This is a genomic window from Clostridium sp. LY3-2, assembly GCF_024705715.1.
In the GTDB taxonomy this organism is placed as follows: domain Bacteria; phylum Bacillota; class Clostridia; order Clostridiales; family Clostridiaceae; genus Clostridium.
The window spans coordinates 89,428-103,381 of the sequence record NZ_JAMDLQ010000010.1 but is presented as its reverse complement, the minus strand read 5'-3'; the positions used below and the strand labels follow the sequence as shown (position 1 = coordinate 103,381).

13 protein-coding genes are annotated in these 13,954 nt (G+C 29.1%); 7 read left to right on the top strand and 6 right to left on the bottom strand.

Annotated features, from left to right (window positions below; genetic code table 11):
- Window positions 1–20 precede the first annotated feature (20 nt).
- Window positions 21–533 (bottom strand): hypothetical protein, encoded by a 513-nt coding sequence (locus M4I33_RS02575; protein WP_257915312.1) that lies wholly within the window; start codon window positions 531–533, stop codon window positions 21–23.
- A 420-nt stretch (window positions 534–953) separates the two neighbouring features.
- On the opposite strand from M4I33_RS02575, the gene M4I33_RS02570 reads away from it, so the two are divergent.
- The 5 genes from M4I33_RS02570 (at window position 954) to M4I33_RS02550 (ending at window position 6,378) form a co-directional block, all read left to right on the top strand.
- Window positions 954–1,511 (top strand): glycerol-3-phosphate responsive antiterminator, encoded by a 558-nt coding sequence (locus tag M4I33_RS02570; protein ID WP_257915311.1) that lies wholly within the window; start codon window positions 954–956, stop codon window positions 1,509–1,511.
- A gap of 61 nt (window positions 1,512–1,572) precedes the next feature.
- The gene (gene glpK / locus M4I33_RS02565; RefSeq protein ID WP_257915310.1) at window positions 1,573–3,069 is read left to right on the top strand and encodes a glycerol kinase GlpK; all 1,497 of its coding nucleotides are present in this window, start codon (window positions 1,573–1,575) and stop codon (window positions 3,067–3,069) included.
- 215 nt (window positions 3,070–3,284) lie between these two features.
- Window positions 3,285–4,715, top strand: a complete 1,431-nt coding sequence (locus M4I33_RS02560) for an NAD(P)/FAD-dependent oxidoreductase (protein ID WP_257915309.1) — start codon at window positions 3,285–3,287, stop codon at window positions 4,713–4,715.
- Between the two features lie 12 nt (window positions 4,716–4,727).
- Window positions 4,728–5,978, top strand: a complete 1,251-nt coding sequence (locus M4I33_RS02555) for an NAD(P)/FAD-dependent oxidoreductase (RefSeq protein WP_257915308.1) — start codon at window positions 4,728–4,730, stop codon at window positions 5,976–5,978.
- A gap of 46 nt (window positions 5,979–6,024) precedes the next feature.
- Complete coding sequence (locus M4I33_RS02550; RefSeq protein ID WP_257915307.1) at window positions 6,025–6,378, top strand: DUF1667 domain-containing protein; 354 nt, start codon at window positions 6,025–6,027, stop codon at window positions 6,376–6,378.
- 971 nt (window positions 6,379–7,349) lie between these two features.
- Here the strand turns inward: M4I33_RS02550 and M4I33_RS02545 are convergent.
- The gene (locus M4I33_RS02545) at window positions 7,350–8,258 is read right to left on the bottom strand and encodes a LysR family transcriptional regulator (RefSeq protein WP_257915306.1); all 909 of its coding nucleotides are present in this window, start codon (window positions 8,256–8,258) and stop codon (window positions 7,350–7,352) included.
- A 118-nt stretch (window positions 8,259–8,376) separates the two neighbouring features.
- On the opposite strand from M4I33_RS02545, the gene M4I33_RS02540 reads away from it, so the two are divergent.
- On the top strand, window positions 8,377–9,363 hold the full coding sequence (locus M4I33_RS02540; RefSeq protein WP_257915305.1) for a choloylglycine hydrolase family protein: 987 nt from the start codon (window positions 8,377–8,379) through the stop codon (window positions 9,361–9,363).
- A gap of 29 nt (window positions 9,364–9,392) precedes the next feature.
- Here M4I33_RS02540 and M4I33_RS02535 read toward each other — a convergent pair whose 3' ends face one another.
- From M4I33_RS02535 to M4I33_RS02525, 3 genes are read right to left on the bottom strand one after another with little or no spacing between them, the layout of a single operon-like run.
- On the bottom strand, window positions 9,393–10,244 hold the full coding sequence (locus M4I33_RS02535) for an N-acetylmuramoyl-L-alanine amidase (protein ID WP_257915304.1): 852 nt from the start codon (window positions 10,242–10,244) through the stop codon (window positions 9,393–9,395).
- A 1-nt stretch (window position 10,245) separates the two neighbouring features.
- A complete protein-coding gene (locus tag M4I33_RS02530) occupies window positions 10,246–11,325 on the bottom strand; it encodes a YARHG domain-containing protein (RefSeq protein ID WP_257915303.1) in 1,080 nt (359 codons plus the stop codon).
- Between the two features lie 18 nt (window positions 11,326–11,343).
- Window positions 11,344–12,588, bottom strand: a complete 1,245-nt coding sequence (locus M4I33_RS02525) for a hypothetical protein (protein ID WP_257915302.1) — start codon at window positions 12,586–12,588, stop codon at window positions 11,344–11,346.
- 130 nt (window positions 12,589–12,718) lie between these two features.
- On the opposite strand from M4I33_RS02525, the gene M4I33_RS02520 reads away from it, so the two are divergent.
- On the top strand, window positions 12,719–13,525 hold the full coding sequence (locus M4I33_RS02520; protein ID WP_257915301.1) for a zinc ribbon domain-containing protein: 807 nt from the start codon (window positions 12,719–12,721) through the stop codon (window positions 13,523–13,525).
- A gap of 65 nt (window positions 13,526–13,590) precedes the next feature.
- On the opposite strand, the gene M4I33_RS02515 is transcribed toward M4I33_RS02520, so the two are convergent.
- A complete protein-coding gene (locus tag M4I33_RS02515) occupies window positions 13,591–13,791 on the bottom strand; it encodes a hypothetical protein (protein ID WP_194191018.1) in 201 nt (66 codons plus the stop codon).
- Window positions 13,792–13,954: the final 163 nt, after the last annotated feature.

Sequence of the window (13,954 nt, the reverse complement as noted above, 5' to 3'; positions counted from 1 at the left end):
TGCTAAGAGGCTTTTAAAACCTAATTGAAATTATATATTTTTTTAGTTAATAAATTTCCGTAACCTAAATCATTAAATAACTTTACGTAGTAAGTTAAATCAAAATTACTAGTTAAAACAACTGGTTTATTATTCTTTAGATAAATAGTTATAATATTTTCTTTGTAGTTAAGATTGAAGTAATCTATATCAGATTTTTTAATTATCTTAAACCCTTTAATTATATATTTATCATTTATAAACACGTTTAAATGCTTATAAAGTAAAAATAAAAATGAATATGTAAAAGCTACAGTATAAAATACGTCAGATAATGAATTAATAATAAAAGAAATAAGTATAAAAATAAAGGCAGTAGCACTTTGAAGAAAGTAGTAATAAGCCTTATTTAATTTTGGTTTTTTATTTGCGTATACATAATATGTAGTATTGTCTTTAATAAAATGATAATAATTTACTATGTCTTTATATAATATAAAGGCAAAAAATAAAATAAGTAGCACATAAATTATAAAAAATAAATTAAATTTCATGAAAAATCCCCCTATATTTTGAAAAAAATAGTTACTTTGTTAATTTTCTTACAAAGTCAAATCAGTAAAGTATTTTTAAAAAGCAACTTCTATATTAATAATTACAAAAAAATTTTAAGTAATATTAGAGAAAAATAAGAAGTAGAATTTAGTATTTTTAAATCTCTTTAGTAAAACAAAAGTAGTTATAATTGTAAAAAAGAAATAAAGCTCCATTAAAATTAAAAATTATAAAGTAATAAATAGATTAAACTTATCTCTTTATATTGAATAGAAAATTTGTTGTTCATATTATATCAATAAAATATGTATATAATGTAAATGAAAGGAAGGTGTAATTGTTAATTTAATAACGTTAGGAAACTTATTAAAAATGTGATAATATAGTTAAGGAAAATGTTTACACAAAGGGGATATTCGATGAATTTTAGAAGTATTTTAGAAGATAATCCGATAATAGCTGCAGTTAAAGATGCAAACGAATTAAAGTTAGCTTTAGAGTCAAACTCAGCTGTGATATTTGTTTTATTTGGAGATTTATTAAACATCAGAGGGATAAGCAAATCAATTAAAGAAAATGGGAAAATAGGAATCGTTCATATTGATTTAATCGATGGTTTAAGTCACAAAGATGCAGCCATTAGATTTATCAAAGAGGAAACTGAATTTGAAGGAATTATTAGCACTAGAAGCCAATCTATTAGAAGTGCTAAAAATCAAGGACTTATAGCTATACAAAGAACTTTTATTATAGACACAATCTCACTTGAGAACGCAACTAAGATAGTTAATAGTGATGTTGATGCAGTTGAAATTTTACCTGGTATTATTCCAAAGGTAATAGAAAAACTTGATAGTATGGCAAGAACTCCTATAATAGCTGGAGGTCTTGTAGAAGAAAAAGAAGAGGTTATGCTTGCTTTAAGTTCAGGCGCGACTTCAGTATCTTCAACTAAGTCTGAGATTTGGGATATGTAATTTGTTAATTAATCGATAGCGACAAAAGATTAAAACAAATTTATGTTAGGGGAGTTTTTTTATGAATAAGTATATAATCGCATTAGACCAAGGAACTACAAGCTCGAGAGCTATAATTTTTGATAAGGATCAAAACATATTAGGAATAAGTCAAAAAGAGATAACTCAGTTTTATCCAAAAGAAGGATGGGTTGAACATAACCCTATGGAGATTTGGGCTAGTCAATATGGTGTTTTGCAAGAAGCTTTAGCAAAAGCAAATATAACTCAAGAAGAAATTGCAGCTATTGGTATCACAAACCAAAGGGAAACTACTATCGTTTGGGATAAAAATACTGGAGAACCTATTTATAATGCTATAGTTTGGCAGTGCAGAAGAACTGCTAAAATTTGTGATGAATTAAGAGAAAGAGGTCTTGAAACTTACATAAAGAAAAGTACTGGGTTAGTTTTAGATGCTTACTTTTCAGGAACTAAGATTAAATGGATTTTAGATAACGTAGAAGGTGCAAGAGAAAAAGCAGAAAAAGGAGAACTGCTTTTTGGAACTGTAGATACTTGGTTAACTTGGAAACTTACAAACGGTAAGGTCCACGTTACTGATGTAACTAATGCATCAAGAACTATGATTTTTAATATTGATAAGTTAGATTGGGATGAAAAACTTTTAAAAGAACTTGATATTCCAAGGTCTATGCTTCCAGAAGTTAAAAATTCTTCTGAAGTATACGGATACACAAACCTTGGAGGAAAAGGTGGCGTTAGAGTTCCTATAGCAGGTATTGCAGGAGATCAGCAAGCGGCACTGTTTGGGCAAGCTTGTTTTACTAAAGGTTCTGCTAAAAACACTTATGGAACTGGGTGTTTCTTACTTATGAATACTGGAAATGAGAGAGTAGAAAGTAAAAATGGACTTTTAACTACTATAGCTATTGGAATGAATAACGAAGTTCAATACGCTTTAGAAGGTTCTGTTTTTGTAGGTGGAGCTGTTATTCAGTGGATAAGAGATGAGCTTATGTTAGTTAGTGATTCTAGTGATACAGAATACTTTGCAAGAAAGGTTTCTGATAATGGTGGAGTTTATGTTGTACCTGCTTTTGTAGGACTTGGTGCTCCTTATTGGGATATGTATGCAAGGGGTGCTATCTTTGGGCTAACTAGAGGTGCAAATAGAAATCACATAATAAGAGCAGCACTTGAATCTATAGCCTACCAATCAAAAGATGTTTTAACTTCTATGGAAGAGGATGCTGGATATAAAATTGAGCATTTAAAAGTTGATGGTGGAGCAAGTAAAAACGAATTTTTAATGCAATTCCAAGCAGATATGATAGATTCAGAAGTTACTAGACCTATAATAACAGAAACTACAGCACTAGGTGCGGCTTATTTAGCAGGTCTTGCAGTAGGATATTGGGATAGTAAAGATGATATATCAAAATCTTGGTATGTAAGTGAAACTTATAAACCAGTTATGGAAAAAGAAGAAAGAGAAAAGCTTTATAAAGGTTGGAAGAAAGCGGTTAAGAGAACTGCTGAGTGGGAAGAAGAATAAATTTTTAAGAAAATGTTTTCATTTAGTTGTAGACAAGGGTTAATAATTAGTTTATAATAAAGACATAAATAAATATTAGTGTTTAAGAGAGTTAGAGTCAAGCACGTAAATTAGAGGAATCGGTTCCTCTAGTTTCTGCTTGGCTTTTTTTATTAACAAAAGCTTATGTCGCTATCGCTTAGTTAATTAATTCATGGAAATTAGGAGGAATTGTTATGGTAGATGTTGCAATTATAGGAGCAGGTGTTATAGGAGCATCTGTATTTAGGGAATTAACAAAATACAACTTAAAAGTTTTAGTTTTAGATAAGGAAAACGACGTTTCAATGGGAACTAGCAAAGCGAATTCAGCTATTGTTCACGCTGGGTATGACCCAAAGATAGGAACTCTTATGGCAAAGTACAACGTAAAAGGAAATGAAATGTTTGAAGAGCTTTGCAAAGAGTTAGATGTTCCATTTAAAAGAAATGGATCATTAGTATTAGCTTATGACGAGGAAGATTTAAAAACTGTTAAAGACCTTTGTGAAAACGGTACAAAGATAGGCGTAAAAGGTTTAAGAGTTTTAAGTAAAGAAGAGGTTTTAGAAAAAGAACCAAATATTAATAGAGAAATCGCTGGAGCTTTATATGCACCAACTGGTGGTATAGTTGGACCATTTGAATATACTATAGCACTTATGGAAAATGGTAGAGATAATGGTGGAGAAGTTAGATTAAATAGCGAAGTTATAGGAATTAAAAAAGTAGATAATATATTTGAAATAAATTTAAAAAATGGTGAAACTGTAAAAGCTAAATATGTTGTTAACGCAGCTGGAGTTTATGCAGATAAAATTCACAACATGATTTGCAAAGAAGATTTTAAAATAATCCCAAGAAAAGGTGAGTACTTCGTAATGGATAAATCACAAGGGGATGTAGTAAGTCACACAATCTTCCAATGCCCATCAAAACTTGGAAAAGGTATTCTAGTTACTCCTACAGTTCACGGAAATCTTTTAGTTGGACCTAACGCAGTAGATATAGAAGATAAAGAAGAGTTAAAAACAGAAGGAGATCACTTAGATTATATAAGAGAGACTTCTATGAGAACTACAGATAAGATTAATTTTAGAGAATCTATAAGAAACTTTGCAGGTCTTCGTGCAACTCCAAGTACAGGAGATTTTATAGTAAGAGAAGACGAAGAAGTTAAAGGTTTTGTAGATGTAGCTGGAATTAAATCACCAGGGCTTTCATCAGCACCTGCAATAGCTTTAGATGTAGTTGAAATCTTAAAAGATTCAGGACTTAAAGAAGAAAAGAATGAGAACTTTAATCCAATAAGAAAAGAAATTAGATTTATAGAGTTAAGTCCTAGCGAAAAAGCAGAAATAATTAAAAAAGATAAAAGATACGGAAATATAATCTGTAGATGTGAAAGCATAACAGAAGGTGAAATAGTAGATTCTATAAAAAGATGTTTTGACGGAATGACTTTAGATGGAATTAAAAGAAGATGCAGACCAGGAATGGGAAGATGCCAAGGTGGTTTCTGTGGACCTAGAGTTCAAGAAATTATAGCAAGAGAATTAAACATGAACTTAGAAGATGTAAGACAAGAGAAAAACGGTTCATATATCTTATTAGGAAAGACAAAGTAGGAGGGATTTAGTATGTACGATTTAATAGTAGTAGGTGGAGGTCCAGCTGGACTTGCAGCAGCAAATGAAGCTTATGAAAACGGAGTTAGAAATATTCTTATTTTAGAAAGAGATAAAGAACTTGGAGGAATACTAAATCAATGTATCCACAACGGATTTGGACTACATACATTTAAAGAAGAACTTACAGGTCCTGAATACGCTCAAAGATTTATAAATATGTTAAAAGATACTGACGTTTCAGTTAAACTTGGAACTATGGTTTTAGATATAGAGGATTCTAATGATACTAAAAAAGTCCACGCTATAAATCCAGAGGAAGGATATATGGTTCTAGAAGGAAAAGCTGTAGTTTTAACTATGGGTTGTAGAGAAAGAACTAGAGGCGCTATAAATATACCAGGTGATAGACCAGCTGGAGTATTTACAGCAGGTGCAGCTCAAAGATATATAAATATGGAAGGCTTTATGCCAGGTAAAAATGTATTAATCTTAGGTTCAGGGGATATCGGGCTTATAATGGCTAGAAGAATGTCACTTGAAGGAGCAAAAGTGCACGGAGTTGTAGAACTTATGCCTTACTCAAACGGATTAAATAGAAATATAGTTCAATGTTTAAATGATTACGATATTCCATTATACCTATCACACACAGTAGTAGATATAATAGGAAAAGAAAGATTAGAAAAAGTAATAATCGCAGAAGTTGGACCTGACAGAAAACCTATAAAAGGAACTGAAAAAGAGTTTGACGTAGATACATTACTTCTTTCAGTAGGATTAATTCCAGAAAACGAACTTTCAAAGGGAGCTGGAATAGAAGGAGATAGAAGAACTAACGGACTTGTAGTTTCAGAAAGTATGGAAACTTCAATCCCAGGAATATTCGCAGCTGGAAACGTAGTTCACGTTCACGATTTAGTAGATTTCGTAACTCAAGAATCAAAACATGCAGGAGTTTCTGCAGCTAAATATATAAAAGGTGAATTAGTTAGAGGAGATGTTGTTGAGATTAAAAACGGTCAAAACATAAACTATACAGTACCTCAAAAATTCACAGCAGAAAATATAGATGGAAATATGACTGTTTTCATGAGAGTTAATAATATTTACCACGATAAAGAAATCGTAGTTAGAAATGGAGATAAAGTTATCGCTTCATTTAAAAGAAAACACTTAGCACCAGCTGAGATGGAAAAAATAAATTTACCTAAAAAACTTCTAGAAGGAGTAAAGGGAGAAATCGTAATATCTTTAGAATAATGAAGCAAAAATAAATTTAACTATAAAAATAATGGTGGTGGAATAAATGATAAGAGAATTAATTTGTATAAGTTGCCCAATGGGGTGTCATTTAAAAGTAGATGTAGAAAATAAAACAGTAGAAGGAAACACTTGTAAAAGAGGAGAAATCTACGGATTAAACGAAGTTACAAACCCAGTTAGAGTTATAACTTCAACAGTTAAAGTTAATAATGGTGAACTTCCAGTAATACCAGTTAAAACTACAGGCCCAATCGGCAAAGGATTAAATATGGAATGTATGGAAGCACTTTCAAAAGTTAATATAGAAGCTCCTGTAAAAATGGGAGATATAATAATAAGTGATGTTCTAGGAACAGGCGTTGACGTAGTTGCTTCTAGAGATATTAAAGCTATCTAAATTAAAGGAATTTTCCTTAATTTATTATATAATCAATCAAGTACCTAAAAGAGTTGATAAGATTTTTCTTATCAACTTTTTTGATTTTATGATTAGATGTTTTATAGTAGTTTATAGATAACATGAAGAATCAAATACGTAATAGATAATATAAAGAATCTAATGAGTAAATATATAAGGAAAACCTTACAATAGATAAATTTGGAAAAACAAAGATAGAGAAATTAGGAGAACTAAAGATAGATATTCAGGCTTATAAAATAGTCTTTTAAATAGTCCTTTATTTAGTATTTATATAGCCGTTTAATTAGCCTTCTATATAGTATTATTAATTAAAAATTTTATAAAAATAGTAAAAAACAGCATAACCAACAATTTAGCATAACATTCCTATGGGGCAAGAGAAAAAATAAGTATAAGAAGAGCTAAAAAGCTTGTCTTTAAGGGATATAATCATAAATTAAGATTGTCCTAATCTTGTCCTAAAGAAGGATTTGAGTAGAAAATTGATAGTATATATAAAAAATCAACCTACCAACAATTAAGCAAAACATTCCCATAGGGTGAAAAATATTTATATTATACTAACATAAGAAGAGCTTGTCTTTAATTATATAAGAAATAAAATTTAAGTTAGTCTAAAAATAGTTTATAGTACAAAATTAACTAGTCTAAGTGAGGTATTAATTATACCAACACTAGAATATAACATTCCTATAGTAAAAGAAATAATTCTATACTAAGCCTAATGAAGATTGTACCAAAAGCATATATAATCCTATAAATAATCTCCTATAAAAGGTGGATTAGGTGTGGAAAATTAACAGTATATATAAAGATTTAAAAACTACCAACACTGTAGTATAACATTCCCATAGTAAAAGGGAAAAAATAAAAATACATAGTAAGTAGTAAAGGGGAGTGCTTGTCTTAAAAATTAAAAAACTCCTAAAAAGGAGTTTTGAAAAAGTCTATATTAATCTTATATTTCTTTTAATTGAAGAAAAGAGTTCTAGTCCTATTTCCTCTAAGGATTTATTCTTACTCCACAAAAACCAAAGAGAAGGGCTTATAACTTCCTTGTCTTCTTCAAAGGGGATTATCTTTATATTATCTAATTTATCGTAAAAATCATTAACTATAGCAAAAGAAGGCCCAAAGGATATAGCGATATTTTCATTTACACTATTCATTATTGAAATGAAATTATTAGTTTTAAATAAAATTCTAATATCAGAATCTATCTTATCCTCTGCGTGACTTATAAAATTTAATAAGAATTTATCATCATATATAGCGATTCTTTCGTCTTTAAGGTCCTTGTAAGTTATAATTTCTTTTTTTGAGAGGTTAGATTTATTGTTTACGGAACAATAAAATTTACCTTCAGTAATATTTTTATAATTATAGTTTATATTATGATTTTTTAAATTATCAGTAAAAGCAAGTAAGGCAAAATCACATTTTTCTTCTTTTAATTTATGTAATATTTCATCTGTATTTCCTTCTGAAATGCTAAGTTCAACAAAGGGGAATTCTCTTTCTAAATCCTGTATAGCCTTAATTAAAGGATAATTAATTCCAGGGATTGAACCTATTCTAAGCTTAAGCTTTGGAAAGTTATTTTTATTTTCTGCATAGTTATAAATCTCACGCTTTTTGTCTAAAATAAATCTAGCTTTATTTATAATGTATTGACCTTGGGTTGTAGGGAAAGTTCCGTTTCTTGATCTTTTAAAAAGCTCTATCCCAAGCTCATTTTCTAAAGATTTTACGCCTTGGCTTACAGCAGAAGTTGTAAGGCTTAATTTGTTTGCAGTTTTTGAAAAACTTTTTTCTTCAGATAGGGTTGTAATTATATTTAATTGTTCAAAATTCAACTTTAACACCTTCTTTAAGTTTTACTTAACTTTAAGTTTAATTAATTTAATTTTACTTAAATTAGTCATAGTTGTAAACTAAAAATATAATAAGAAACGAAAAAAGGAGATTGTGATTATGTGTACGAGTTTAACATTAACTACTAAAGATAATAAGCATTTATTAGCTAGAACTATGGATTTTCCTATGGAGTTTGGGCAAAGTGTTCACTTTATGCCAAGAGGTTATAAATGGATAAATGCTATAGATAATTCTGAAAACAAAACAAGATTTGCATTAGTTGGAATGAGTGCAATAATTGATAACCACCCAGTATTTGCAGATGGTGTAAATGAAAAAGGATTAGCTTGTGCGACTCTTTATTTACCAGGCTTTGCAAAATATGATTTAGAGAGTGGAGAAAAATTTGGCTTAGCTTCATACGATTTTGTGCTTTGGATGCTTAGTAAATACTCTAATATAGAAGAAATAAAAGAAGATATTAAAAACATCACTTTTGTAGAAAGAGAATTATCATTATTAAAAATAGCGCCGCCGTTGCATTGGATAGCTACAGATAAGAGCGGAAAAAGTATAGTTGTAGAAAAAACAGAAGAGGGGCTTGAGGTACACGATAATCCTGTAGGAGTTATGACAAACAGTCCAAACTTTAAGTGGCATTTAGAAAATCTTCGTCAATATATAGGAGTTCATCCTATGCAAAACAGCAAGATAAAACTAGGTGAATTAGAACTTTCAGCTTTCGGTCAAGGTTCTGGAACTTTCGGACTTCCTGGAGATTACACTCCACCTTCACGTTTTGTTAGGGCTGCATACTCTAGGCAAAACATATTAGATATAGAAGGGGAAGTTAAGGGGATTTCAGGTGCTATTCATGCTTTAAATTCTTGTAATATTCCAAAAGGAATAGTAATGACTACTGACAGGGGAACTGATTTTACTATTTATACTTCAGCAATGTGCACAGAAAGTGGAAAATATTATTACTCAACTTACGAAAATAGAAGAGTAAATTGTATAGATTTATTTAAAGAAGATTTAGATTCAAAAGAAATTAAATCATATCCTTATAAAAGGGAAGAAGATATAAAATTTTATAATTAAAAACAGGCTTGCAAAAGGCAAGCCTGTTTTTAGTTAAAGCACTTATTTATTCCGTTAGCTATAGATTCTGCAATCTCGTTATGATTTTTAGGATCACTTATAAATAAATCCTCTTTAGGGTTAGAAATAAATCCAAGTTCAAGTAAGACAACAGGAACTTTAGACCAGTTAAAACCAGTTAAATCACTACGAGTCACTAATCCGCGGTTGTAGATTCCAGTTTTTTCAGTGTAAGCATCTATAATTTTCTTTCCGTATTTAGAACTTTTTTTAGATATATCTGAATTTACATATCCTCTGATTTCAGGAACTAGCATCGATGCACCGTACGCTTTAGGAGTATCAACAGCATCACAGTGCAGTCTTATTAAAAGGTCAGCATTTGAATTATTACCAACATCAGCTCTTTCAATATTACTCATTTGATCTGAAACAGAGTCCTTAGTTAATATAACGTTATATCCAAGGGCTTCAAGCTTATCTTTTAATTTTAAACCTACAGAAACAGTAGTCTCGTATTCTGGAGTTTTAGTTTTAACTCCGACAGAACCTGAAGTATCCTTTAGTTTCATCTCTTTTGAATCAGGAGAAATCGGTTCTTTAGAGTTTGATGACTTGTTTGAATGTCCTGGGTCTATAACTATAGTTTGCTTTATTACTTTTTCTTCTTTAATCTTTTCTTTTTCTGTATTATTTAAATCTTCTTTTTTAATGGGCGGTTTTTCATTATCTTTGTTACCTTCAGAAGTAGATTCTGTTTTAGGATTTTCAGGCACGCTTGCAGTAGTAGTATTTTCCTTATTATCTGTAGGTTGTTTTGAGTTAGAACAACCTACAAATATAAAGATAGGCAAGATTAGAGATAATATTATTTTTTTCATATTAGTTATTCTCTAACTTTTTAATTAAATCTACATTTGCTTTTTCGTATTCATTTAAATCACTATCATTTCCTTTAAAAGAAGGGTTTGGTTGATACCAACTCTTTGAATTAAAGTAAGATTTAAATGGTTCTTGATTAAATACGTAACCGTGTCTTGCGTAAATTTCATTTCTTATAAGTGCAAGTGAGTCTTTGTTGTAGCCTGATAATTCTGCAGGTGTTATATAATCTGTATCACTGTTATAGATTATATAGTCACCAGAATATTTATAAATATCCTTAGGGTCTTTTGATGGATTATTATTTTTAAATGAATACTTAGAATCTAATTTATCAGAACCTAAGTTAGCTTCTTCTAAGCCTTTTTGTATTTCATCGAATTTAGGATAAGATTTTAGTTTATAACCATATTTTGATGCAAGTGTTAATGATTTTAATGCTGAATCATAGTTTTTTGAATCACAATCTTTATCAGCATTATTCAAGCATATTTTAATTATAAGATTTGCTTTATCTTTATCTTGTAAGTTAGATAAAGAATTTATTTCAGTTTCAAAATAAGCATCATCTTTTAAAAGGTTATAAATATCATCAATTACAGTATTGTTATAGTTATATTTTAAAGCTTTATTATAATCATATAGTTTTTCAGAAGTTGAATGTTCTTCTGCTGCTGAATTTAAGTAATGGTTATAAAGTAAGTCATCTTTTCTGAAAAATAAGAAAGTACCAATCCCAATAATTAAAAGAATTATAGGGATTGCTATAAATAAAGCTTTCTTTTTTGACTTTCTTTTAGGCTCTTTTGAAATTTCAGAAGGGCTTTCAAAAACTTCTTCTATCTCTTCAGTTTGGATAATTTCTTCTTTAAAATCATCTTTATTAATTTCAGTTTTTGAGACTTCTTCAAAAACAGTATTAGTTTCTTCTAACTTTTCGATATTATCATTTATTTCAAGTGAAGTATCTTTAGTTATTTTATCTTCATTTTTATCTTTTTCTGTTAGCTTTGTACCACATTTATTACAAAACTTAGCGTTATCAGAAAGTTTAGCGCCACATTTATTACAAAATTTCATTATATAAATCCCCCTAGTTTAAACATCTTCTATTTTTGTTAAAAGGAATTCACCATTTGCATCAACCTTAAAAGTATATTTGTTTTTAAAACTTTCTACCTTTGTAGGGTTTACACCTCTTGTGATTCCGTAAACTTCATTACAAATTATAGTTCCTTCATTCTTTTCTTTATCGTATGTATAGTTTAAAAAGTCTATAGAATCGAATCTTTCACGAATATTTTCGTTATAAATTTGAGGAACTACTTTTTCTTGTTCTGAGTATATTTGACTTCCGTACTCTAAATAACCTGAAATAGTTTGGAATGAGTTGTTATTAACAGAGTATGCAAAGTCTTGTGAATAACCTTTAACGAAAGAGAATAATCTTTGTTTAAAATCATCTTCCATAAGCTTTACGTTTTTAAAATCTAAGTAAGCAGAATTATCGATAATAGAAGTAGGTTCTGTAACTAACTTTTTAGTACCTTCTTTTACAACACCAACTATTTTACTGTCATAAGATACTGGGCCAAAGTTTGAGCAATCCTTTACTTTTTTACCTGTGTTTACGTTATTTATATAAACCTCAGCATCAGGTCTATCACTAGTTATATTTATAGTTTTTAAATCTTCAAAAAGATTAAGTTCTATCTTATTTTCTTTAAATAAATTTAATGTTTTATCTTCAGTTGTATTTAAATATTTCGTATTAGTATTTGCTGTTAATTTATAAGTTCCAGGCATTAAAGGCCCTATTTCAGAAGTTTTATCAAAATCTGAATATGTTTTATTATTTATCATAACTTGTATCTTTGGAAAGCTTGTCTTTATATCAACATAAGATGGTTTTACTACAACTCTATATTTAGAGAAGAATAAATATTCATTTGAAACCTTTTCTAAAGATAGAGGAGCATTTGAATCTAGATTATTTAAATTATCATTTACTGAATCTAATGCTGATGGATTATTTTTAAAATAATCTAAAAGTATAGTACAGTTTTCTTTATTTATTTGTAATCTAGAATCCTTAGAATATAAGACTTTCTCAAGCTCTTCATCATTATTAGTAGTTATAGCGGAGTTGAATGTTTTAAAAACTTCATCTTTGCTCATAACTTGAGATTTAGCAAAAAAGAATCCACCGATCAATAGTAAAGCGATTAAGATGGCTATAGGAATCAGTTTTTTGTTTTTATTATTGTTTTTAGTAGTATTTGTCTTTTGTGATGAACACTTACAATTTTCTATAAGTTGTCCACACTTGTTACAGTATTTCACTTTTAAAATCCCCCTTAATTTGTAAAAATATATATTACATTAGTTAATTTATCATTTTTTAGGGAGTTTGACAAATTTATTTAATTATTTTATAATTTTTTGGAAAATCAAATAATAGGGGGAAATTAAAATGTTTTGCAGAAATTGTGGAAAAGAAATTCCAGATGATTCAGTTTTCTGTCCAGAATGTGGAGGAAAATGTTCAGACGAGAAGGCAGAATCTAAAATTCCTAAGGTAGATCCGCATAAAATTTTAGGGTATTTCTTAGGTGCATTAAAAAAACCAGTAACTACTATAAAAGAAAAAGGGGAAGAGCTAAGTTCATCTATTCATATCGGAATTATTGCAGTAATTACTTTATTAATACCACTAATTCATTTAGGCGTATTAAAAACTTTTATCGGTAAGATTATGAATCTTTACGCTAGCATATCACAGATATATAGTTCACATAGTGTAAATTTAAAGGATAGATTAGAAACTCAAAAAGGTTTAAATGAGTTTGTTGATACTTACGTTCCTTTTGGGAAAATTTATACATTAGATATATTAAGTTTTGTTATCTTCTTTGGATTAATGCTTTTACTAATATACCTAGTATATAAATTTGTATTTAAAGCTAATATAGAAACTAAAAAGTTTTTAGGAATAATATCAGTTGCACTTATTTTAAGATTAGCTTTTACAATAGTAAGTACAGTATTTTTATTAATAAGTATAGTGCCAGCTATAGTGGTTAATGTAATTGGAAGTGTTGTAATTTTAGCTGTTGTTATTTTAGGAATGAGAGAAGTAGCACATGAAGAGGACAAGTTAATTTATGTTGTTGCTATTTCTTACGGAATAGGAATAATAGCATCATATTATTTTACAGTAAATTATATAATATCAACTATACAAAGTTACTTTATTTCGTTAGCACCATCACTATTTTAATAAAGAGGTAAAAGAGGCTTGCAAAATGCAGGCCTCTTTTTTAGGTTATACAAATGAGTTTTAAATTAGCATTTGTCTTTTTCAGACATGCTTTGAATGTAGTCAAACTCAGCTGTGACTATATTATTAGAAACAATAGGGTCAGTAGCTGGGTTTGGTAGAGGAGTTATATCTCCGTTTGGAGCTTCGCTGATTAAATCTCTTTCATCAGGAGCATAACCAGCTCTGTCCTTAGGTAAATAACAATTTGATTTATTTTTACTCATAAAACATCACTCCTTAATATATAGTATGGTTAAATTTCAATAAATTATAACAGGGTTATTTTAGGAATTTATATTAAATCCAATATAATTGAAAAGATTGTCGTAAACTGGTATAATTAAAATGTTTTTATAAATTAAAGAAGGTACATGGAGGAGATATCAT

Excerpts from the sequence above, each read along its gene's own strand:
- M4I33_RS02555 (WP_257915308.1), top strand. The coding sequence starts at position 4,728 with ATGTACGATTTAATAGTAGTAGGTGGAGGTCCAGCTGGACTTGCAGCA.
- M4I33_RS02575 (WP_257915312.1), bottom strand. The coding sequence starts at position 533 with ATGAAATTTAATTTATTTTTTATAATTTATGTGCTACTTATTTTATTT.
- M4I33_RS02540 (WP_257915305.1), top strand. The coding sequence starts at position 8,377 with ATGTGTACGAGTTTAACATTAACTACTAAAGATAATAAGCATTTATTA.
- M4I33_RS02530 (WP_257915303.1), bottom strand. The coding sequence starts at position 11,325 with ATGAAATTTTGTAATAAATGTGGCGCTAAACTTTCTGATAACGCTAAG.
- M4I33_RS02560 (WP_257915309.1), top strand. The coding sequence starts at position 3,285 with ATGGTAGATGTTGCAATTATAGGAGCAGGTGTTATAGGAGCATCTGTA.
- glpK (WP_257915310.1), top strand. The coding sequence starts at position 1,573 with ATGAATAAGTATATAATCGCATTAGACCAAGGAACTACAAGCTCGAGA.
- M4I33_RS02570 (WP_257915311.1), top strand. The coding sequence starts at position 954 with ATGAATTTTAGAAGTATTTTAGAAGATAATCCGATAATAGCTGCAGTT.
- M4I33_RS02535 (WP_257915304.1), bottom strand. The coding sequence starts at position 10,244 with ATGAAAAAAATAATATTATCTCTAATCTTGCCTATCTTTATATTTGTA.
- M4I33_RS02550 (WP_257915307.1), top strand. The coding sequence starts at position 6,025 with ATGATAAGAGAATTAATTTGTATAAGTTGCCCAATGGGGTGTCATTTA.
- M4I33_RS02520 (WP_257915301.1), top strand. The coding sequence starts at position 12,719 with ATGTTTTGCAGAAATTGTGGAAAAGAAATTCCAGATGATTCAGTTTTC.
- M4I33_RS02515 (WP_194191018.1), bottom strand. The coding sequence starts at position 13,791 with ATGAGTAAAAATAAATCAAATTGTTATTTACCTAAGGACAGAGCTGGT.